Raw genomic sequence first — 21,822 nt, 5'->3', positions numbered from 1 at the left:
TATGAAACGTAACCTTTATTTATACCTATTTATTTTTGCCTCTTTAATAGCATTAATTCTATATGTAAATGGTAGAAATATACAAGAGTCACAAGACCGCGCTTATCGAACATTAGAAGAAAAACTAGAAAACACACAAAAGCAACTAGACGCAGCTCAAGCAGCAAAAGCAGATGCTACTGTGTTTTCACTAGATAATAATGAAGAAGCCTATAATTACTTTGAGTCATCAGGTCTAGATCGTAATAAAATAGAAACCGTGTTACAGGATTACCTACTAGAACAAAACCTTACAGATGGTGGCAATCCGCTTGTTGATTACATAGGTGAAGGACGTGGATATCAAATTAATGATTTACAGGTTTTAAATCACAAATGGTTAATTGCAAATTTTACTGATAATACTAATTGGGGTGAAGTATTGATACAATACAACTTTGACGAGAACAATAATTTATCGATGCAGACTTTAAAAGCGGTACTTTATAATAAGTATCGATAATTAAAGATCTCTTTCTAACCATTCTTTCATGTCGTAAAAATTATCTCTAGCCACGCCGTGTCCTATAGGATAATCTTTAAACACATGGTCAATGTTTAATTTCTTCAAAAAATCTGGAGCCAGTTTTGCCCATGCATAAGGAACGACCTGATCTACTGTTCCGTGAGAGATAAAGTAAGATGGTTGATTTTCGCTTTCGCGAAAGCGAGATTCAAGATCTTCTGGCTGTTCAATCATTTCTTCATTTAAATAACCACTCATGCAAACCACTTTATTGAATAATGCTGGATGAGAAAGGGATAGACCATATGAAAGAATAGCGCCCTGACTAAAACCAAGAATATTGATTTTATCTTTTGAAATAGGGTAGTGAGCTTTTAATTCTTCAATGAATTTAAGTAATAAGGCCATACTTTCTTTTGCCTGATTCACATCGCTAAACTTACCACCGGTTGCGTCAAAGTTAATAGCATACCAAGCTGCACCTTGAGGTACCATATTATATGGAGCTCGTGCAGATACTATAAAAAAGTCTTGAGAAATCTCTGGAGCAAAAGAAAATAAATCTTCTTCATTACTACCATATCCATGCAGGAGTAGAAGTAGAGGTGCATTTTCTTTATTTGCAGGTCTTATGACATGCTTAAGGGATAAATCTGAGAAAGTCTTCATTACTTGATAAAATTAAACCATTTCTGGAATAGTGGACCGACTATAGGTAATTCGTCTTTTTGATTTCGTAAAGCACTAACAAGTCCTAAAACGGCTAAAAGAACAAAGAAGCATATCATTAAAAGAGGTATAATACCCGTAGGGATAATGCTAGAAAAAGTACTTACAATAACTGCAGCAGCTATAATTCCAAACATTTGTCTTAAATGGAAAGCAGCAAATGGTTGATTTTTTCCATTGTTTAGTATTATGGCTACACCAAAAATGGCAATACAAACGATTAAATGAAAAAATAGAAATAGCGCACTTGCATATGCTATGATTGCGATTGATTTACCTGCAGGTTCTTTAACCATTCCAAACTATTTTTTTGTTATTAATAATACCAAGAGCTTTACCTTTTAGTTTATTACCTATAATAGCACTGTTTTTAGAAATTGATAAAATATCTTTTTTCTCAAAGGTGTATTTTACGTCTGGTATAAAAAGACTCAAGTTAGCTAGTTCATCTACTTTAATTTGTGGTCTTTGTAATCCAAAAATTAGGTAACCAGATGTTAAGGCCTTAATCGCTGATTCTGTATCAAGCAATGATTGTAATATACCATAACTACTTTCTAATCCAGTACTACCGTAACTTGCTTGATCAAATTCAACTGCTTTGTGTTCTATGTTCAAAGGTATGTGGTCTGACGTTACTGTGTCGATAACACCGCTCTTTAAACCATTTATTAAAGCGTTTTTTTGTTTCTCATCACGTAATGGTGGTTGGATTTTGAAATGCGTATTAAAGTCTGATAGATTTTTAGTATCTAACAGTAAATGATTAGTAGACACACTACAGGAGATATTAGAATATTTCTTTTTTGCTTCCTTTATTAGTTGTACGCTAGCGGCAGTTGTTATGGTAGGTATATGCAACCTAGCACCCGTATATGCGGCCACTTGAATATCACGCGCGATTTGAACTTCTTCTGCAATTGCAGGTTTTGTTTTAATCCCTAAATGAATGGTCGTTTCATCTTCATTTACCATTCCCTTACCGGCAAGATAATTGTCTTGTGGAAAGGACTGAATGATGCCACCAAAGGATTTTACATATTGCAAACCTACTTTTAGTAAGTTAGTATTCTGTATGGATTGCTTGAAGTCATAGAAAGATATCGCACCAGCTTGTTGCATGTCATACAACTCTGCAAGGTGTTCTCCTTTTTGTTGCAAAGTGAAACTTCCAACAGGTAAAACGGTAACAGCTTCTCCAGATGCTTTCCCTTTTAAATAATTAATACCCGACTCATCTTGTGGATTAGGTTGATTATTTGGGTTTAACATCACTGTAGTAAAACCACTTTTTGCAGCAGTTTCTAATCCATTTTTTATAGTTTGTCGTTCTTCAAAACCAGGTTCTCCAAAACATACACTACTATCGAACCAACCTATAGAAATGTGAAGATTTTCTTTTTCAATGATTCGAGCTTCCTCACTTTCAATACTTGTCCCTATTTGAGAAATCTTTCCATTCTTAATTAAAAGATCTCTTTTCTTAAGATGTAGATCACTACCAGCATCAACTATAGTAACGTTCTTTAATAATATCATTTCAAAAACTTTAAAATCAATAATTCACATATTAAAAAGAAGAGAGCACCGATAACAAAATACCTCCATAGACTTAATACTCCATCTTCTTCATTCAATTTGTATACTAAATCCTCTACGGAATATGCAATATTATTACTGCCTAATTCTGATGCGGTAAAGTAATTAAGCTTATTTTCTTGACGACTGCTATTAAAGCTCAGTGTAGTAATACTTTCATTGTCTTTTATGACTTTATAGTTTCCTGAGTTATTTAATTCATCCTCAACCTCTATTAATACAAAAGATTCAAATGCACGTTGTTTTGGAATTATCGCATTACTTTCGTTTCTTAATTCCAAGATTTCATCACGGATTATCTTTTCTGGTATTGCAATAGAGTTTTTATCTCCTATGTGATAATATAATTGTTGTACTGGTAAACTATTGCGCCCCATATTATATAAAATAGGAACTATTAAAGGAGAATTCTTAAAATTAGAATTTTGATTATTTAATGGAGCTGTAAAGTTAAATACATTGCCTTTTTGAAATAAAAAGCTACTACCATCTTCAAATTTAAGAATCGGATTTAAAGCACTTATAGTGTTTATAGTAGCGTTAACTTTAGGGTATTGAAAGTTTGAAATTTGTTTATTAAATACACCTTTTAATAAAGGATGATTATAATTAATTTCAGTAATACGCTTTTCATTTTCACTAATGTTATCTGTACTTTGAATATTGTTAATAGAGCTATAACCCGATTGATCTAAAGCCGGTATCATTACTAGATAGCCACCATTTCTCAGGTAGGTATTTATTTCTTTAGCGAGATTAACTGATATACTATTTAATTCGTTAAGAATTATTAAGTTTTGTTCCTTTAAAAGGTTGAAGTTTAGATCTCTAGATTTAACCGCTGTAAAGTCAAACTCGTCTTCGGTATAAATCCTTTTTAAAAAATCACCATCAACAGTATTTATAGCTAGTACTTTAATCTTACGATCTATATTGTTACTGATAAAAAGTTCATTGTCAAATGAAAGACTATTGTCTTCAAGGTAAATGCGACCTTGTAAGGGTTGACTAGTTTCAAAATTAAAAACACCTGTATCTTTCAAATTAGTGAGGTCAACACTAGTCTTAGCTACTAGAACATCGTTGTTTTCTAAGCTCAACGTCACTGGATTATTAATGGCTTTATCACTAGTTACTGAAACACTAATATCTATTGAGTTTGTTTCTCTTCTACTAATGTATGCCGTATCAATGGATATATTATTAGAGCCTTCGGCTTCAAGAAATACTAATTCTCTTTTTAAACCTTTAATGGTATCGGGAAAAGTTTCATCAATTTTTTGAAAATCTGAAATAATGATTAATTCCTTTCTCCTCTTATTATCGTTTAATAAGGCATTAGCTTTAAGCTGTATTTGCTCATAACTTAAAGGTTTGGATTGATATTCAGAATTTAATAAATCGTTAGCGACCTCTTTTTTAGTGGTGTTGGTGTAGGTATTACTATTTGTAAAAAGAGTGAATTTTTGATCATTAGGCAATCGCTCTAATAAATCTGTGACAGCTGTCTTAAAAAGCTCTCCTTTTGATCCACTAGATTGCATAGAGTAGGAGTTGTCTAAGTATATGGCAGTTTCTTTTTCTTGGGTAGCGACATTACTACCTGGTATAAATGGTTGAGCAAATGCTATTACAATACAAGCAATCACAGCCATACGTGCTAGTAATGTCAGCCATTTTTTAAGTTGTCTACTCTTGCGTGTTTGAGTAATGAGAGGTTTTAAAAAAGCAACATTTGTAAAAGGTACTTTTGTAAAACGCCTTAATTGAAATAAATGAACAATAATAGGGACGATAAGAAATAGAAGTCCGTATAGTATTGAAGGGTTTTTAAATATCATTTAAATCTAGGATTATTCAAAGATAATATCTTATCTCAGATTCACCTACTTTATTTTGATAGAGTAATGACGAATTCTGTTCCCAATCCAAGTTCAGAATTAACGGTAATCATACCGTTTAATTTTTTGACTAACTTTTGAACTGTGCTCAGGCCTATTCCATTACCACGTTTACCATTACGATCTGGCTGATTAAGAGTTTGAAACATTTTAAAAATCTCATCCTTTTTGTCGTCTGCGATACCTATACCATTGTCTGAAACTTTAATAATATAGTACTCTTCCTTATCAATAATATCTGTTTTAATTTCAATGGTCTTCTTATCATTATACTTTAATGCATTACCAATAAGGTTAATTAAAATTTGCTCCAGAGCACTTTTATTGATTTGTAATTCAATATTGTCCTCTGGTAAAATATAATCGATATCATCTGGTATAGCAAGAATCTCGTGTATATGCTCTAATAATGTATATGCATCAAACGTTTCTTTTTCTTCCACGAGTAACGACTCACTTTCATAGTGTGCTAGTATTTGAGTTACATAATCAGATAAACCAAAGGCAGCATCTTTTATATAATTCAAATAATTTTTCCCAGCCTCATCTATATTACTGCCATATTTTTTTGCAACGATGTCAGTCGTTAAAACCATATTTGCGAGTGGCATTTTCATATCATGAGATACAGTATGGGCAAAACTCTTCAACATCTCATTATTCTCTTCAAGAATAGCGGTCTGTTTTAATAACTCAGTATTTTTTTTATGTAATTCTAATTGTCTTTTTGCTAGATCTGCTACCATTAATAGAGAAGCTCTTTCTTCTTCAGTTAATTTATGAGGTTTATTATCTAAAACACAAAGAGTACCCAGTGGTAGGCCTTGTTCACTTTCTAGTTTAACACCTGCATAAAAAATTAATGGATCAGGCGCATTAACAAACGGATGATCTCTAAATTCTTCTAATTTACGAGCGTCTTCAATCAGGTAAATATCCTCTTCAGAATTAATTGCATGACTGCAAAATGATAATTCCCGAGTGCTGGAATTAAGCTCTAAACCTCTTTGAGATTTAAACCATACTTCTTCCTTATCCACTATGCTTATAAGAGATCTAGGAATTGAAGTAAGACGACATACTAATTCTGTTAAATCATCAAATACTTTTTCTCGCTCTTTAGAAATACCATATTCCTTTAAAGCTTTAAGTCTTTGATTTTCATTCTTATGAGCTATTGCGTTCATTCATTTGCCGGTTAGTGGACACAAAGGTAAACGAAACATTTGCGGTTTAAACTATATTCCTACAAATCATTAAAAACTCCTACACCAAATAATGCAAAGTCATACTTCACAGGATCATTGGGATCTAGTTTACGTAAGTAGGTATCTAATTCTGCGACTGCTTTGCCATCATTTTGCTTTCTCTTAAGCATTTTTAATTTACGAGCAATATTACCGGTATGAACGTCTAGTGGTAAAGAAAGTGCACTCATCGGTATTTGATCCCATATTCCAAAATCTACACCGGCATTATCCTGACGTACCATCCATCTTAAAAACATATTTATACGCTTTGCACTGCTATTTTTCAAAGGATCACTAACATGTTTTTGTGTCCGTGGTAAGTGTTCAATTTCAAAGAATATTTCTTTAAATCTAGAGATAGCATGTTGAAGATGATTTTTTTCTAAATACGCTTTCGCGAAAGCGTTTTCTAAACCATCATATTCTAGTTCTATATTTCTTAATGATCGTATAAAAGTCTTACAGTCCTCACTATTAAAGGTGCGATGCACAAACCCATCAAACCGATCTAAGTCATCAGGTTCATGATTTATTATAAAATCTGCAGGAGCGTGATCCATTAATTCCATCAATTTATTGGAATTATTAATAATAGACTTGCGATTTCCCCACGAGATTGTTGCAACTAGAAAACCTGCAATTTCAATGTCTTTTTTACTTGTAAAAAGATGTGGTATTTGAATAGGATCGTGTGGTATAAAGTCAGGAACATTGTACTGTTCCACTTTTGCATCTAGATATTCTTTGAGCTGTGCTCTATTCATTTGTTAAAAATCTACCATCCTGCATGACTAACTTTCTATCTGCAAGGTTTGCTAGTTCATCGTTATGCGTTACGATAACAAAAGTTTGGTTCAACTCTGATCGCAGTTTAAATATTAATTCGTGTAAATCATTTGCTGTATTACTGTCTAGATTTCCTGTAGGCTCATCTGCATAAATAACTTTAGGATTATTAATTAAGGCTCTAGCAACAGCTACTCTTTGTTGTTCACCACCACTTAAAGCGCCCGGTTTATGGTCGAAACGATCAGAGAGTTTTAAGTAATCTAGTAATTCTTTGGCCCTTTTTATGGCTACATCTTTAGGTGTTTTCTTAATAAAGGCTGGCAGACACACATTTTCTAAAGCACTAAATTCAGGTAATAACTGATGAAATTGAAATATAAATCCCAAAGATTCATTACGGAAACGACTCAACATTTTTGAATTTAACCTGGTAACATCTGTACCGTCTATTGTTAACGAGGTATTTGTATGAAGATCTGGACGTTCTAAAGTTCCTAGTATGTGCAATAATGTTGTTTTACCTGCACCAGAACTACCTACAACGCTAACAATCTCGCCGGTGTTAATTGTAAGATCTACATCTTTAAGTACTTGTAAATCACCAAAGCTTTTATATATATGTCGTGCTTGTATCATGTAAGACAAATGTAGCGAGTTTTAAGCTTTAAACCACTTTCTTGCAGCATTCACATCTAAAAAATAGGTGATGCGCAAGGACAGATTGTGTCGTACTGGTTCCATAAAAAGATTGTCCAGACTTTCTTCAAATTGGATTGCTCCTTGATTATCAAAATTAGAAATAGAATTACGATACAATAAAGAAGCTTCACTACCTGGTGCAAAACGCCATCTATATGATAAATCTAGATTCCACACATTAAAATTAGCATCTGGATTAAAATCCTCTTCAAGCTCATAATCACTATTTTCCAAAGAACCGTCTGATTGCAGTTCTTTAAAATCACGGCTAAAGGTAGCTCGAGACCAAAAGTTTCTAAATGATATACTTAAGGCCTGTCGATTATTAAAATTATAAGTCCCAGTTAATCTATTCTCAACACTATGAGTGTCTCGTTCACTGAGTATAGAAGTGGTATCATCATCAGTTAAAGTGACATAGCTCATTCTGTCATTATTCTTATCCCAGTTTAAACTATAGATAAGTAAGAATTGATCAGAAAAACGATAGCGTGGTGCGATTCTAAAATCATAATTATGCTCTTTCTCATTCAGTCTTTTAAATCGACCAGCTCTTATATCAATTGCAAATTTTTTACGATAATCACTAGAGATAAAACCACCTGTAAAAATTCCTTGTCCATATTTAACGACTAAGTCTTCTATTCTAGATTCAAACTGATCCTTGCGGTCTGTGTAATAATTAAAATCTGCTCCAAACGCAAAACGTTCTTTAGTAATAAAAAACGGATTTAAATTTATTTCAGAACCCGTATGATATCCAGGCGATGCTGCACGTCTATGTCTAGTGCGCAGACTAATTTCATATCTATTAAAAATACCTTTTTGAGTTAACTGCACATAATCCAAATCTGCTGCAAACGTGTGAAAATTAGTTTGAAAGTTTCTTCCTAGATCATTTGGGTTATAATTGCGATCTCTAAAGAAGTGTCCTAATCGAGGACGCCATTTACCGCTGGTTTTTCTCCAATTTGCTTCAGTGGCAAAACCTGTTTCTGTCCCGTCTGGTGTGAAGCGATTGGTCATTTTAACCTCTGCACTTATATTATCAGTTGCGGCCTTATTGTTATGATTAAGAACAATGGCATTTGAATTTGCATCTGTAAAAGAGCCATTGCGCAAGGTACTAGCATTAACTAGGGCGATAGAAGAGTTGTTTCCATATTGCTGGTCTAGTACTAACATATTATAATTAGTTAGCGGTTCTGTCTCTACCTCGCGTCTTGTGCCGTCGACTCTATTTTGTATGGTTGCGTTTGTCTTTTCTGTAATAGCATTAAGAATTCCTATTCCTAGACCTTTCTCTGTACGACCTGTAACCTTAATAGCGTTTAATAATTGAGCGTTTCTAGGATTATTGATGATATCTTCATCATCGAGAACTTCTAGATTTCTAGATCCGCTAGGTCGTTGTCCTATACGTCTAGAGAAAAACAAATCACCTTTTCTAAAAAGGTCTGTTCCTTCTGTAAAGAAGGCTCTATTCTCATTAAAAGTTTGTTCAAATGGGCCCAAATTAAGTACTACCTGATCAAAAGCTACCTGTCCAAAGTCTGGAATTAAAGTGGCATCTAATGTAAATGCATCACTAATACCGTATTTTAAATCCATACCAGCATTAAAGCTAGTAGATTCTATACCGTCAAAACGATCATGTATGACAGATACATATGGATATAGATTTAATCGCAGTGGCGGATCTATATTTTCTATTCCCGTTAATAAGGCATCATATTGTGTATCAGTACCGGTAGTAACATCTATATAATTATATGTATACTCTTCATTAAGTGATTTAATAACACGCAATATTTGAAAACTCCAGTCTTGCACATCTTGTTCTGGAAAACGTAAGGTTCTATATGGAATCTTCATTTCAACATACCAGCCGCGTTCATCAAAAGAGACCTCAGATAAGAAAACTACATTATAGCTAAAATCTTGACTATTACCTTCGGCTATGGCATCTCCTAGAGCATTTGCACTAGTGGCATAAAAACGAGTTTGATTAATCTGGTTGTTATATGTATTAATAAAAAAGCCAAATAGATCTGCTTGCTCAAATACTTGATCACGTTGAGAGAACTGCCTTAAAACAGATTCAGGATTCTCGTCATACATATAACCGGCTACATAAATAGCGGCATCATCATAGGCTACTTTGAATTCTGTTCTGTGTGTGTCCCTTTCGGCGTCACCATTATTAGGTTGTGCCATTATAAAATTACCACCAGTAGTAACTCGATCCCATATTTTATCAAAAGGTTTACCGTCTATTTTGGGTGGTGTAGATATACGAGTAGCTCGGTAAACTTTTCTCGCGATATTGGTTGTGTCTTGTAATGTTGTAGTCGTATTCGCTTTCGCGAAAGCGTAACTAAAAAATAACAATGTGAAAACAATAATTCTGAGCATGACTTTTTATGAATTTCCAAAGCTAAAAGCTAAAAACTATAGATTCATTAAACCCATGTTAATTTAACATATGATTTACAATCTGTAAATTAACTTGCTTAAAAAGCAATCATGAATATAGCAATTCTAGCAGGTGGATGTTTCTGGTGTACAGAAGCCGTATTTCAAAGAGTTAAAGGAGTAGAGGAAGTAAAGTCTGGTTTCTGCGGTGGACATATTAAAAACCCAGCTTATAGAGAAGTCGTAACCCAACGTACCGGTCATGCCGAAGCTGTTAAAATAACCTATGATCCTGAAATTATCAGTTATAAAGAGCTATTGATGGTGTTTATGGCAACTCATGATCCTACCACGCTTAATAGACAAGGACATGATGTGGGGACGCATTATCGTAGTGCCATTTATTATACAAGTGAAGGACAACATGAAATCGCTTTGCATTATATTAAAGAACTCACTGATCAAGGTGTTTTTGAAAATGCAATTGTTACAGAAGTAGCGCCAGCAACACCATTTTATGATGCAGATGACATACACGATGATTATTATAATAATAATCGTTTACAAGGCTATTGCCAATATGTAATCGATCCTAAAGTGCGCAATTTAATGACGCAATATGCAGATCTTGTAAGATAATTATGATTCTACATCGATGACTTGTTTAGGGTCTTCTTTTTTAATAACATAAGTGTAGATCCACGTGATTGTAAATGTAGGGATTACATCTAGTCCTGGAACTAATTCTTCAATAGTGGTTATGATACCAGCGGTTACACCAGTTTTTCCTGGATAAAGTTTTGTCATTAAATAGCCGGCAACGGGTGCCCAACCTATATCGGTAAACTCACCTATACCAGGAATGATATAAGAAGCCATACCGACTAGGTCAAAGATGATTCCGAAAATAAGTTTAGAGCGTTTTGATTCAAACATGTAATTATAATTTAACTACTTAAAGATAGTCAAATAACGTTCCAAAAATGAATCTAGTGTAGTTTTGCCGTGATCAGTTTTAAGAATTCGTTACGTGTTTCTACTTTTTCAAACTGTCCTCTGAAACCACTTGTGGTAGTGACACTATTCTGTTTTTGCACTCCACGCATCATCATACACATGTGAGAAGCTTCAATAACAACGGCAACACCCAATGGTTTTAAAGTATTATGAATACACTCTAGTATATCGTGTGTTAACCTTTCTTGAACCTGTAGTCGACGAGCAAATACATCTACGATACGTGGGATTTTTGAAAGTCCTACAATATGTCCATTAGGTATGTAAGCGATATGTGCTTTTCCAAAAAATGGTAGCATGTGATGTTCACATAAAGAATACAGTTCTATATCCTTAATAATGATCATGTCATTATAGTCTTCTGCAAACATGGCGCCTTTCAGAATCTCTGCAGGGTCCTTATCATAACCAGAGGTTAAGAACTGCATGGCTTTTGCAGCACGTTCTGGAGTTTTAATCAAGCCTTCACGTTCAACGTTTTCACCTATATTTTGAATTACTCCTTTATATTGATTTTTTATATCTTCTGTAACCTCGATATTGTACTCTTCAAAAACTCTGTAGGGCATTATTTAATATTTTTAGTAAAGTTACGTCATATTTGTTTAAGTAAATAAATATTTTGTTAAACATTATTTTGAAGTTTTTATTTTAATAATAAATATTACCAGATGAAAAACCTTGAAATATAGGCTAGTGGAGCACCGATTGTAAAAAGTGATTAAAAACCTTTAATTTTTTAAATAAAATAGAGAGAGAGGTTGTAAAATATATATATATTTGCAACCGCTTAGAAATTAAGTGGTATTAGGTCGCGTAGCTCAGCTGGATAGAGCATCTGCCTTCTAAGCAGACGGTCACAGGTTCGAATCCTGTCGCGATCACAGATTCACAGTATTATTGTGAGCATTCTAAAAAAAGTCCTGATCAATTTATTGATCAGGACTTTTTAGTTTAAATATGTTTTCTAATATTATAAGTTCATTAAAAGAGAATGTATCAATACATAGTATTAGGATTAGCAGCCTTTTTAGGGATCTGTTGAATAGCGTCCCAATGCTCACATATCTTACCTTCCTTATCAAATCTAAAAAAGTCCATGGTCACATATTGATCATCATCGGGCCATATTTGATGTGTGTGTAGTGCTACTAAATCATCTTGTGCAATAGCTCTAACAAACTCAATGGACTTTTGTGGATATTCTATTTGCATTCTTTCAAAATAATCAATAAAACCAGCTGTTCCATCTGCTACATCTGGATTGTGCTGTATATATTGCTTACCTACATACTTTGCTATAGCTTCCTTAGGATTTCCTTCATATGCCATTTTATAAAAAGCGATGGCATTACTCTTGTTAATTTCTAGTGACATAATATTATAATTTAAGTCCAAATCTTGCCAGCATCTTTTTCTCAAAAGCCCAAAAGAATTCAAACTGACCAAAAATCCATCCCATAACTACTAATAGTACTTGATAAATAGGGAAGATAATTATAAGCCTTAATGGCCAGAAAAACCATCCAGACATAGAGTCTCTATCAATTCCTATAACCTCTAATAATGGAGCAGATAGTCTCGCAGATGCTGATCCAGTGATCGCAAACACAATGAATATAGCAATCATTTCCCAACGGTTTTTAATATTCCATTTATTTATTAATTTAGGAAAAACCCACATACAAAACCGATAAAACGCATATGCTAGTACTAGGGTGATTCCATAAATAAAAATATACTCATACGTTACGTCCTCAAAGGTAGAAGGCATGATGCGTGTAGCTACAAAATAGCCACAGCCCAATAAGCCTATAATACCTAAAAAAGGAAAAATGAGTTGCCAGTTACTGGTAATATCCCAGTTTTTTTTGAATGTTTGCATAGTGCAAAAATACACTACCGCAACTTCTGTCCATATCGTTTTTCAAAGAAAAGAAAATAATTATACAACAGATAATTGACTTCATAACCATAATCTACCTTACGATCATAATCGATACGCCATACGTACAGGTCTGGACTATAGTTGATAGAATTGTTAACTCTTAAGTTATACTCTCTTACATAAAAATCATTACGCAGTTCTAAAGTACTTTGTGAATAAAAACCACAAGGTGGTTGTGTTGCCAGCCAAGAGTTAAAGCCTGGTTCTATAATAATAACCTCATACTCTAAACTATCATTTGCAATACGCAATGTGTCCGTTACTGGTCCGTTAGCATTATTATTGTTCACAGTAGGCTGGTATGAGTTGCAGCTTATTATAATTGTGAGCAGTGCTATAAAAAAAAAGGTTGTTTTCATGTGGTAAAAGTACCTACATAAAAACAACCTTGCATGCCATAACTCGTCTATACTATATATGGATGAGCCTATGACCTGTTTCATTGAGTTAAGAATTATTTTCCAAATAAACCTCCTATAAGTCCACCTAGACCGCCTTTCTTTTTATCTCCACCTAGTACCATACCAGCTACATCATCGATGATGCTACCATCACCATCTGCATCAAGAATTTGCTCTATAAAAGATTGATCATGTGAACCAGATTGTCCAAGAACAGATCCTAATAAATCACCTATTCCGTTTTGATCTACATTTGAAGTTTGTTTTTGCTTTCCTATAACACCCATTAAGATAGGAGCAGCTATTTTAATAATCTGGCTTACAGAATCCATATCCATACCACTAGATTTAGAAAGGGCATTTTCTACTTGTGGTTGTTTGGTACCTAAAACATGACCTAATATACCAGCACCATCTTGTAAAAGATCGTCTGGGCTACCAGCACCATCACCAAAAAGACCACCTAGCATATCTAAAACACCACCACTGTGACGTTGATCGCTCAATGCATTATTTAACGCACTAGCACCTTCAGGTGTCGATGCGTTACGTTGCATTGCACCTAGTATTAAAGGCATTGCTTGAGAAAGTACGTTTGCTGTTTTATCTGCAGGTTGACCTGTTTTCTGTGCTGCACCATTAATAAGAGTTTGTCCTATATCTGATTGTAATAAGTCTAATATTGAAGCCATTGTTGTTTAAATTAATTAAGGTTAATAATATGTAAATTACGATATAATAAGACTTTTATGCTTGTTTGGAAGACCTATTTAATTTCGCTTTCGCGAAAGCGTAATTAAAAGCCGATGAAAAGCATGTTATATTTTTGTGTTTTGTGAATTTATCGTCCTTTAACCTTCTTCTTTTTATAACTGGCTATATGCTTTGCGATAACCTCAGAGGTAAGCTCGTTTCCTGCTAATAATGGATAACCTTCCCATACTACTATACCATCTGGGTCAATCAATATAGCATGAGGGATCGCTTTTACTTCTAGAGCTGTTTTCATGCGTTGTTGAGAATCGAGTGCGCTGTAGTATTCTATTTTAGGGTTGCGCTGTCTCAGTACTTTTTCTTTTGATTCATCACTAATGCCAATAACTACCAAGTCATCCTTAAATTCTGTTTGAAATTCATTTAAATCTGCTATCGCTCTTTTACATGGTGCACACCAAGTAGCCCAAAAATCAACTAATATAAATTTACCTTCAGTTTCTGGTTGGTTAGAAACCCATTCTTCTACTACCAATTGCGGAGCAGGTTTATGAAGAAATGATTTTGCCCACATCTTTTTCTTCTGACCATGACACGTAATGCTTAATAATGTAAATGCTATGATAATAAGATGTTTCATAATGTAAAGGCTTTAGTTGCAGAGAATATTTAAAGATACAAAAATGAGAAGTGTAATAGCTTGATTAATTATTTGAGATGATTAGATTATAATCATTAAACCATTAACAAACGTTTAAAAATTTAAAAGTATAATAACCTATAATTAGCCCAAATGATATCGTGAATAGTAAATTAATGAGGTTAGGCTCGGGATGATTGTTTGAGCTCGAGCCAAAATCATAAAAAAGTTCCATCACGACATTAGGATTATGGAAATGATAATAGCACGGATCAGGAAAGAGGACATTGTGTAGCCAGCTGTAATTGAGAACAAACATTAAAACAGCACCTAAAAACATAAAGCTATATTTTAATACAAGCTTTTTCATTTCCAAAATCTCCACCACTTTTTTTCTGCTTTTTCAGTATGATTCTTTTTGGTTTCTGATGAAGCTCTATGGTCAATAAATTTTAAATCATTAAAGTATTTCTTGCCACCTAAAAGGATAACATTTTCATTTAGTAACCACTGTTCGACTTCGTTAACAGCTTCTATTATGGAAGGATAAAATTCATTAATAAGTTGATTTTGCTTAAACGTAGTTAATTCGTTAAAATCATAGGTTCCATATTTCCCAAATGGATAGTTCATATAAAAAGAGTAGTCATAAGCAAGTTTGCTCATAAAGGTATATCCATAATAATCTAGATTATAAAAATTTTCAATGAATTTATAATAATCACCTTTACGCTGCTTTACACAATCTAATTGATGTAATAATGACCAAGTTTCAAGCTGACTTATCGATATTTCTTTAGAAATGAGACTTTTTAAATCATGATAAGCTGTTTCACTTTTATAATTCAAGTCTAAAAAATCAAAATAAGCATCTGCAGATAAATACTCCTTTAGTTCCTCGGATTGATAAACCCATTGTTCAAATTCTGCTATCAACGATTCATTCATCCATACTTTGAATAAATGTTCTTCGATTGAATTAGTGGTGATTGACATAGATTATGAATCTACAATTTAATTATGTTTCTGGAATTACTTTTTTAATTATCAACCTTGATAATCACCTTATTCAAATGTATTTAAAAATAGCTCATAAAAAAAGCGCCCAAGAGGCGCTTTTAGTAAATTATGTAGGGACTGACTACCCTAAATATGACTTAAGGATTTTACTTCTTGAGTTTTGACGCAATCTTTTGATTCCTTTTTCTTTAATCTGGCGCACGCGCTCACGAGTTAAATCAAAAGTCTCACCGATTTCCTCTAGGCTCATAGGCTGCTGATTTCCTATACCGAAGTATAGAGAAATAACATCTGCCTCTTTTTGCGATAGTGTCTCTAGTGCGCGAGTAATCTCAAGTGTAAGAGATTCATGCATCAACTCTCTATCAGGATTAGGCGACTCACCACTACGTACTACGTCGTAAAGGTTAGAAGTTTCTCCTTCTTTAAGAGGTGCATCCATCGATACGTGACGACCTGCGTTTTTAAGAGACTGCTTCACGTCACTTACCGTCATGTCTAGCTCTTTTGCTAGTTCTTCTGGTGAAGGTGGACGCTCGTGCAATTGCTCAAGATGTGAAAATGCCTTATTAATCTTGTTAATAGATCCAATTTTGTTCAAAGGTAAACGCACGATACGTGACTGCTCTGCTAGTGCCTGAAGAATCGACTGACGGATCCACCATACTGCGTATGAGATGAATTTAAATCCACGAGTTTCATCAAATCTTTTGGCAGCCTTTACAAGACCTGCATTACCTTCATTAATAAGATCTGGAAGTTTAAGCCCTTGATTTTGATACTGCTTAGCCACAGAAACCACAAAACGTAAGTTTGCTGTAGTTAATTTCTCAAGAGCTCTCTGATCACCTTTTTTAATAAGCTGTGCAAGTTCCACTTCTTCCTCTGCAGTGATTAAATCAATTTTAGAGATGTCTTGTAGGTACTTATCTAGCGATTTAGACTCACGGTTAGTAACCTGCTTGGTGATTTTGAGTTGTCTCATTTAATGTATAAAGATTAAAAAGTTAATAGTCGCATGACAGCTTTTGCCATACAAAATAATAGTAGCAATAATCATACCAAAACAACTTTCTCTGACACTTATTCAGACCAGTAATAGTGCGAGATACGCTACAATTCATTAGTCGTGATAACGCAGTTTTTGTTACATATATTGTTTGATAATTCTGCTTTCGCGAAAGCGTATACATCAACAGCGCTAGTAATACAAAGACTTTACAATTGATAAATAATTTTTATTTTATTGTTAGAATTGGGTTAAGAATACCTTTTTTGTGATTTCAGAGTACTTTATTTGTTAGTTATTTTTAAATTATGAGACAGGTTACACTCCTTATTATATTGTTGATGTCATGTTTAATTCTGTCAGGGCAAGAGTCTATAGACAAAACAGGTCTGTGGACTCAATACTTTGTAAATAGCAATATAGGTGCTCGATTAAAAGTGGCTGTTGATTTTCAATATCGAACTTATGAAATTCCTGATGATTTTCAACAATTTATAGGTCGTGTATCTATAGGCTATCAACCTAAAAGAACTCAAATTAAATTATATACTGGATATGGCTATTTTAATAGCGGTTCTTTTGGTAGTAGTGACGCTACTAGTTACGAGCACCGCTTACATCAAGACATTTGGTGGGATAGTGAGGTATCGGATTTTTTTGAAATCAAGCATCGTATAAGAATTGAAGAAAGATTTGTAGAGAATCAAGATTTCCGTACCCGTTTTAGATACATGCTATTTGTAAATGTGCCTTTTAATAATAAACAAATTGTCGACGATACCTATTATCTTGCTCTGTGGAATGAGATCTTTATTAATGGTCAGACCAGCACAGGTTTAGGAAGTGTACAGTATTTTGATAGAAACTGGACTTTTGCAGGAATAGGTTATAAGCTTAATGATGACTTTAAGTTTCAGGCAGGCTATATGCATGAATTATCTCCATCGATTAAAAAAGGTCAATTAGTGTTGAGTGTATTTCAAAATATTTAATACAACAAGAATAGATCAAGAACTAAAATAGCATTCCATAATAGTACACGCATCCAGTTCCAGTTTGTTAACTTATTCAATAGTTTTAAATCGGTTGCGTTTTTATCTATATTGGCGTGCATTGGGATAAAAAATATCATAGTTGTTAGCCATGTTAAAGACACTAAAATGGTATATAGGATATTTGGGGCAAGCATCGCTGGATAATACATCCAGAAATACACCATTATAGCTAGCTGTATTATCATCATAGGAGCTACAATAAATGTTATATTACGGGTATAAATACGATGCCAGCTGGATAGTCCTTTATTGCCAAAATATTTAAAACCGGGATATATTAATAGTTGTACCATCCAAATTAGTACAACCAAACCAAAATCTATTGCAAGCCTTATTATTTCAATTCTCATAACACAAATCTATATAATATAATTCTAGAAAGGAAGTCGTTATGGTGGTTAGAAAATTACCATTTGTGAAATAAAATAAGCATGTCTTTTAAAACTGATAATTAGATGAATTTCTTAATCAAATTCATCATTCTTTATCATATAATATCTTCTATATTTGATGCCTGAAATAACGTTGTAGTACTAATAAAATAGCAATGTTTTAAGATATGATAGAGACCGCTAAAAAGATAGAATCCATAAGTGTATTTGACATGCTCAAAATAGGTGTAGGACCTTCGAGTTCTCATACTCTAGGACCATGGCGTGCTGCAAGACGTTTTATTAAAAAATTGCAAGACACTAATAAAATTGCACTTGTTAAAGGTATTGAGGTTGATTTATATGGATCTCTATCATTAACAGGTATAGGTCATGCTACAGACATTGCAGTTATCATGGGATTATTAGATGCAGATCCTGAGACCTGTGAGATTGATCAAATACCTGTAGAAGTTGATTATCTGAAAGAGCATAAGAAACTACAAATAGATGGTGTTCATCTTGTTGATTTTGATCCCAATACTCATATCCATTTTCACAAGAAGTTTTTACCTTATCATCCTAACGGTATGCGTTTTAGAGCGTTTTTAGAAAATGGAAAAATTGTATCAGAAAAATATTATTCTATAGGTGGTGGTTTTGTCGTTCAAGAAGAACGTAAAAGAGCAAAGCAAAAAAGACTGGATTTTGAATGTTTTCCAAGACCTATAGAGAAAGCAAAAGATCTACAAGATTATTGTGATCGAGAAGGTCGTCGTGTATCTGATATCGTTTTAGAGAATGAACTATATCTTCATACTGAAGAGGAAATAGATAAGCGTTTTAAAGAAATATGGGACGTAATGCTAGATTCTATGTACATAGGATGTCATACTGAAGGTACCCTGCCAGGAGGATTAAATGTAAGACGTCGTGCTTATGATACACATTTTAAACTCAAAAAAGGAGCTGAATACTCTGACAAATATGAATGGATTGATGCCATCAGAGCTACTGAAGTAAAATTTAGAGAAATTTTAAAATGGGTTTCTTGTTTTGCGCTAGCCGTAAATGAGGTAAATGCTTCTTTAGGTCGTGTAGTGACCGCACCTACTAATGGTAGCGCAGGAGTTATTCCTGCAGTTATGATGTACTACATGGTAATAGAAAATCATGATGCAGATTTTGAGGATATAAAAAAATATTTACTAGTTGCCGGTGCGATAGGTTCTTTATTTAAAAAAGGAGCAACCATTAGTGCAGCAATGGGTGGTTGCCAGGCAGAAATAGGAGTGAGTAGTGCTATGGCTGCTGGTGCTCTTACTGAATTAATGGGAGGAACACCAGCTCAAGTTCTTATGGCTAGTGAGATAGCGATGGAACACCATCTAGGTATGACATGTGATCCTATAGGTGGACTTGTACAAGTACCATGTATAGAACGTAATGCTATGGGAGCGATAAAGGCTATTAATGCTTGTGAAATGGCACTAGATGCAGACGCTGCAAATGCTAAAGTGCCTCTAGATAAAGTGATCGAGACGATGTGGCAAACTGCACAAGACATGAATACAAAATATAAAGAAACTAGTGAAGGCGGACTTGCTGTTAATGTTGCATTATCTGATTGTTAGAATTGTCTTTCTTTGATATTAATGAATGTGTTATTTTTATGCAGATAAATGCGATTATGTAACATTTCTTAATCTTATTAGACTCATGAATTAATATGACTAATGAACAATTATTATCTCATCAACTTCCTGTAGTAGAACATAGCAATTTTGAAAAACATCCTAGACGTTTTTTAAATAAAAAGTTAGTAGCAAAATTATTCTTTTTTATTCCTGTACTTGCTGGAGTAATTATTCTATTTTTTATGGTAGAGGAATATCCTTGGATTTGGAAAGCTGCAGGTGTTGCTTGGTTCGTATTTTTAATACTCAGTGTTTTTATTTCTTATAAGGAATTCTTTGTTCGTGGATACGTACTACGTGAACATGATATTACTTACAGGCATGGATGGTTATTCCATCATCAGATAACGATACCATTTAATCGCATTCAACATACAGAGATTAATCACGGACCTATCGATAGATATTTTAAGTTATGTGAATTAGATATTTATACGGCAGGTGGATCTAGTAGTGATCTTAGCATATCAGGATTAGATATAGATAAAGCGGTTGCTATAAAAGAATACATTTCTGAAAAGACGGCACAGCATGCTTGATATTTCAAAGCCAACTAGACAAAGTAAACTTTCCATATTATTTTATCTTTTTAAAGGTATAAAAGGTCTGATTGCATTCGTTTTTTTTGCTGCATTTTCTATGCGTTCATGGAATAGTTTTATGGGGATAGCGGCAGTCTCTTTACTAGTTATAATGGCAACTTTAGTGGGGCCAATTGTACAGTATTGGTTTTTTAAATTTCATGTTGAAAACGATGAGCTAATTATCCAAAAAGGATGGATTTTTAAAAAGCGTAAAGCAATTCCTGTAGAGCGTATACAATCCATTAATATCACACAAAATATTGCGCAGCGCGTTCTAGGTCTGGTTGCTGTAGAAATTGATACAGCAGGATCTAAAGCAAAAGAATTAGAAATACCTGCGCTAGATCGACATTTTGCTGAGCAGCTTAAGACATTATTAGGACGAGAAAAACAAAAGAAGGCTGTAGAAGCTAGTCCTATCACTTATGTCGAAACGTCTGATACAGAAGACATCCCTTCTGTAAAAAATGATTCCAAAATTATTTTGCAATTGAGTTTTATAGACCTATTAAAAGTTGGTATAACTCAAAATCATTTGCGCAGTGGTGGACTTGCTATAGGAGTGGTTGTAGGTTTTTGGTATAAAATTAAAGATGTTGTAGAGAATTTTTTTGGTGATATTTTTGAATCTGTAGATGTTGATATTGAACAAGCTGTAAAACAACCAGAAGCTTTCGGTTCATCAATTTTATTAATAGGAATAGGAGCTATTATTATATTTATAATAGCCTCAGTAATGGTGAGTTTAGTAATGTCGATTAATAAGTTTTATGATTATAAAATGGAATTAAAAGATGATTATCTAGAAGTAAGAATGGGCTTACTGAGTAAAAAAGAAATTAAGATTCCATTATCTAAGATTCAACTTTTAGAATTTCATTCCAACCCATTACGCAAGCTTCTTGATTTTAAAACGGCTCGCATTTATCAAGCGCAATCGCAAAACAATCAAATATCTAGTGTAGAAGTCCCGGCATGTCAATCAGTTTTACAGTCTCAATTACAACACCTCATTTTTGAAGATACATTAGAACAGCCAAAGAAAGAATTGTTAGCAAACCCATGGTCTCATGCGAGATTAGATATGTACATCGCTAGTATTTTTGGTTTACCGTTGATTGGTATAGCTATATTTTTTGAGTTTTACTGGGCTATTTTTATACCAGTAGTATTTGTTGGTATAGTAGGAGTCATGGCTTACCAGTACGGTAAGTATAGTAAACTTACCAGAGATGATGATTTTATAGTCTTTTATAAAGGATGGTTATTTAATTCCATCATAATCTCACCAGTTTATAAAACACAAGCGGTTGAGAAATGGCGCAGTATTTTTATTAAACGTAGAGGAGAAGCTCATCTTAAAGTACATACTGCTGGTGGCTCTAGACAACTTAAATATCTGAAAGATGAAGATATTAACGCGATGCAAAACGATATTAATAATCAAGTCATCCAATCTAACAAAAGCTGGATGTAGTC

24 protein-coding genes and 1 tRNA gene are annotated in these 21,822 nt (G+C 33.7%); 7 read left to right on the top strand and 18 right to left on the bottom strand.

What is annotated here, in order from left to right; all coding sequences use genetic code 11:
- The first annotated feature begins 1 nt into the window (after position 1).
- Complete coding sequence (locus tag ACJJVI_RS11095) at positions 2 to 502, top strand: hypothetical protein (protein WP_405351956.1); 501 nt, start codon at positions 2 to 4, stop codon at positions 500 to 502.
- Here ACJJVI_RS11095 and ACJJVI_RS11090 read toward each other — a convergent pair whose 3' ends face one another.
- The 8 genes from ACJJVI_RS11090 to ACJJVI_RS11055 are packed head-to-tail and all read right to left on the bottom strand — an operon-like array spanning position 503 to position 9,887.
- A complete protein-coding gene (locus ACJJVI_RS11090; RefSeq protein ID WP_405351954.1) occupies positions 503 to 1,174 on the bottom strand; it encodes an alpha/beta hydrolase in 672 nt (223 codons plus the stop codon).
- Complete coding sequence (locus ACJJVI_RS11085) at positions 1,174 to 1,530, bottom strand: hypothetical protein (protein ID WP_036579080.1); 357 nt, start codon at positions 1,528 to 1,530, stop codon at positions 1,174 to 1,176. Before ACJJVI_RS11085 ends, ACJJVI_RS11090 begins: the two co-directional genes overlap by 1 nt.
- Complete coding sequence (locus ACJJVI_RS11080; RefSeq protein WP_405351953.1) at positions 1,523 to 2,773, bottom strand: dihydroorotase; 1,251 nt, start codon at positions 2,771 to 2,773, stop codon at positions 1,523 to 1,525. Before ACJJVI_RS11080 ends, ACJJVI_RS11085 begins: the two co-directional genes overlap by 8 nt.
- Positions 2,770 to 4,674, bottom strand: coding sequence for a BatA domain-containing protein (locus ACJJVI_RS11075; RefSeq protein ID WP_405351952.1), 1,905 nt, complete (start codon positions 4,672 to 4,674; stop codon positions 2,770 to 2,772). The genes ACJJVI_RS11080 and ACJJVI_RS11075 overlap by 4 nt, the downstream gene beginning before the upstream one ends.
- Positions 4,675 to 4,724: 50 nt before the next feature.
- Complete coding sequence (locus tag ACJJVI_RS11070) at positions 4,725 to 5,921, bottom strand: ATP-binding protein (RefSeq protein WP_405351950.1); 1,197 nt, start codon at positions 5,919 to 5,921, stop codon at positions 4,725 to 4,727.
- A gap of 59 nt (positions 5,922 to 5,980) precedes the next feature.
- Positions 5,981 to 6,748, bottom strand: a complete 768-nt coding sequence (locus ACJJVI_RS11065) for a TIGR02757 family protein (protein ID WP_036579086.1) — start codon at positions 6,746 to 6,748, stop codon at positions 5,981 to 5,983.
- On the bottom strand, positions 6,741 to 7,409 hold the full coding sequence (locus ACJJVI_RS11060; RefSeq protein WP_036579088.1) for an ABC transporter ATP-binding protein: 669 nt from the start codon (positions 7,407 to 7,409) through the stop codon (positions 6,741 to 6,743). Before ACJJVI_RS11060 ends, ACJJVI_RS11065 begins: the two co-directional genes overlap by 8 nt.
- A gap of 21 nt (positions 7,410 to 7,430) precedes the next feature.
- Positions 7,431 to 9,887, bottom strand: a complete 2,457-nt coding sequence (locus ACJJVI_RS11055) for a DUF5916 domain-containing protein (RefSeq protein WP_405351948.1) — start codon at positions 9,885 to 9,887, stop codon at positions 7,431 to 7,433.
- A gap of 111 nt (positions 9,888 to 9,998) precedes the next feature.
- Here ACJJVI_RS11055 and msrA point away from each other — a divergent pair, with 111 nt between their 5' ends.
- Entirely contained in the window at positions 9,999 to 10,526 is a 528-nt protein-coding gene (gene msrA, locus ACJJVI_RS11050) for a peptide-methionine (S)-S-oxide reductase MsrA (protein ID WP_405351946.1), read from the top strand.
- On the opposite strand, the gene ACJJVI_RS11045 is transcribed toward msrA, so the two are convergent.
- Both ACJJVI_RS11045 and folE read right to left on the bottom strand, forming a co-directional pair.
- Complete coding sequence (locus tag ACJJVI_RS11045) at positions 10,527 to 10,823, bottom strand: hypothetical protein (RefSeq protein WP_036579092.1); 297 nt, start codon at positions 10,821 to 10,823, stop codon at positions 10,527 to 10,529. It lies immediately after the preceding gene.
- Positions 10,824 to 10,876: 53 nt separating this feature from the next.
- A complete protein-coding gene (gene folE, locus ACJJVI_RS11040) occupies positions 10,877 to 11,473 on the bottom strand; it encodes a GTP cyclohydrolase I FolE (RefSeq protein WP_405351944.1) in 597 nt (198 codons plus the stop codon).
- Between the two features lie 241 nt (positions 11,474 to 11,714).
- On the opposite strand from folE, the gene ACJJVI_RS11035 reads away from it, so the two are divergent.
- Positions 11,715 to 11,788 (top strand) — tRNA-Arg (locus ACJJVI_RS11035).
- 115 nt (positions 11,789 to 11,903) lie between these two features.
- Here ACJJVI_RS11035 and ACJJVI_RS11030 read toward each other — a convergent pair.
- The 7 genes from ACJJVI_RS11030 to ACJJVI_RS11000 all read right to left on the bottom strand — a co-directional run bounded on the left by ACJJVI_RS11030 (position 11,904) and on the right by ACJJVI_RS11000 (position 16,612).
- On the bottom strand, positions 11,904 to 12,281 hold the full coding sequence (locus ACJJVI_RS11030) for a nuclear transport factor 2 family protein (RefSeq protein WP_042271676.1): 378 nt from the start codon (positions 12,279 to 12,281) through the stop codon (positions 11,904 to 11,906).
- A gap of 4 nt (positions 12,282 to 12,285) precedes the next feature.
- A complete protein-coding gene (locus tag ACJJVI_RS11025) occupies positions 12,286 to 12,789 on the bottom strand; it encodes a DUF6787 family protein (protein ID WP_405351942.1) in 504 nt (167 codons plus the stop codon).
- Positions 12,790 to 12,803: 14 nt separating this feature from the next.
- Positions 12,804 to 13,211 (bottom strand): DUF6146 family protein, encoded by a 408-nt coding sequence (locus tag ACJJVI_RS11020; RefSeq protein WP_405351940.1) that lies wholly within the window; start codon positions 13,209 to 13,211, stop codon positions 12,804 to 12,806.
- Between the two features lie 95 nt (positions 13,212 to 13,306).
- Positions 13,307 to 13,945, bottom strand: coding sequence for a DUF937 domain-containing protein (locus ACJJVI_RS11015; protein WP_036579098.1), 639 nt, complete (start codon positions 13,943 to 13,945; stop codon positions 13,307 to 13,309).
- Between the two features lie 149 nt (positions 13,946 to 14,094).
- On the bottom strand, positions 14,095 to 14,607 hold the full coding sequence (locus ACJJVI_RS11010) for a TlpA disulfide reductase family protein (RefSeq protein WP_042249079.1): 513 nt from the start codon (positions 14,605 to 14,607) through the stop codon (positions 14,095 to 14,097).
- Positions 14,608 to 14,973: 366 nt separating this feature from the next.
- Positions 14,974 to 15,603, bottom strand: coding sequence for a hypothetical protein (locus ACJJVI_RS11005; RefSeq protein ID WP_405351938.1), 630 nt, complete (start codon positions 15,601 to 15,603; stop codon positions 14,974 to 14,976).
- 145 nt (positions 15,604 to 15,748) lie between these two features.
- Positions 15,749 to 16,612, bottom strand: coding sequence for an RNA polymerase sigma factor RpoD/SigA (locus tag ACJJVI_RS11000; protein ID WP_006795068.1), 864 nt, complete (start codon positions 16,610 to 16,612; stop codon positions 15,749 to 15,751).
- A gap of 332 nt (positions 16,613 to 16,944) precedes the next feature.
- Here ACJJVI_RS11000 and ACJJVI_RS10995 point away from each other — a divergent pair, with 332 nt between their 5' ends.
- Positions 16,945 to 17,628: a DUF2490 domain-containing protein gene (locus ACJJVI_RS10995; RefSeq protein WP_405351936.1), complete on the top strand. Its 684-nt coding sequence runs from the start codon at positions 16,945 to 16,947 to the stop codon at positions 17,626 to 17,628.
- On the opposite strand, the gene ACJJVI_RS10990 is transcribed toward ACJJVI_RS10995, so the two are convergent.
- On the bottom strand, positions 17,625 to 18,041 hold the full coding sequence (locus tag ACJJVI_RS10990) for a hypothetical protein (protein WP_405351935.1): 417 nt from the start codon (positions 18,039 to 18,041) through the stop codon (positions 17,625 to 17,627). The genes ACJJVI_RS10995 and ACJJVI_RS10990 overlap by 4 nt on opposite strands.
- Positions 18,042 to 18,250: 209 nt before the next feature.
- On the opposite strand from ACJJVI_RS10990, the gene ACJJVI_RS10985 reads away from it, so the two are divergent.
- The 3 genes from ACJJVI_RS10985 (at position 18,251) to ACJJVI_RS10975 (ending at position 21,820) form a co-directional block, all read left to right on the top strand.
- The gene (locus ACJJVI_RS10985; protein ID WP_036578911.1) at positions 18,251 to 19,696 is read left to right on the top strand and encodes an L-serine ammonia-lyase; all 1,446 of its coding nucleotides are present in this window, start codon (positions 18,251 to 18,253) and stop codon (positions 19,694 to 19,696) included.
- Between the two features lie 95 nt (positions 19,697 to 19,791).
- Entirely contained in the window at positions 19,792 to 20,298 is a 507-nt protein-coding gene (locus tag ACJJVI_RS10980) for a PH domain-containing protein (RefSeq protein ID WP_405351933.1), read from the top strand.
- A gap of 154 nt (positions 20,299 to 20,452) precedes the next feature.
- On the top strand, positions 20,453 to 21,820 hold the full coding sequence (locus ACJJVI_RS10975; protein ID WP_405351932.1) for a PH domain-containing protein: 1,368 nt from the start codon (positions 20,453 to 20,455) through the stop codon (positions 21,818 to 21,820).
- Positions 21,821 to 21,822 lie beyond the last annotated feature (2 nt).

This window comes from Nonlabens sp. Asnod3-H03 (genome assembly GCF_045063665.1).
Taxonomy (GTDB): domain Bacteria; phylum Bacteroidota; class Bacteroidia; order Flavobacteriales; family Flavobacteriaceae; genus Nonlabens; species Nonlabens ulvanivorans.
The sequence above is the reverse complement of the archived record's forward strand: the minus strand, read 5'-3'. Positions and strand labels throughout refer to the sequence as shown.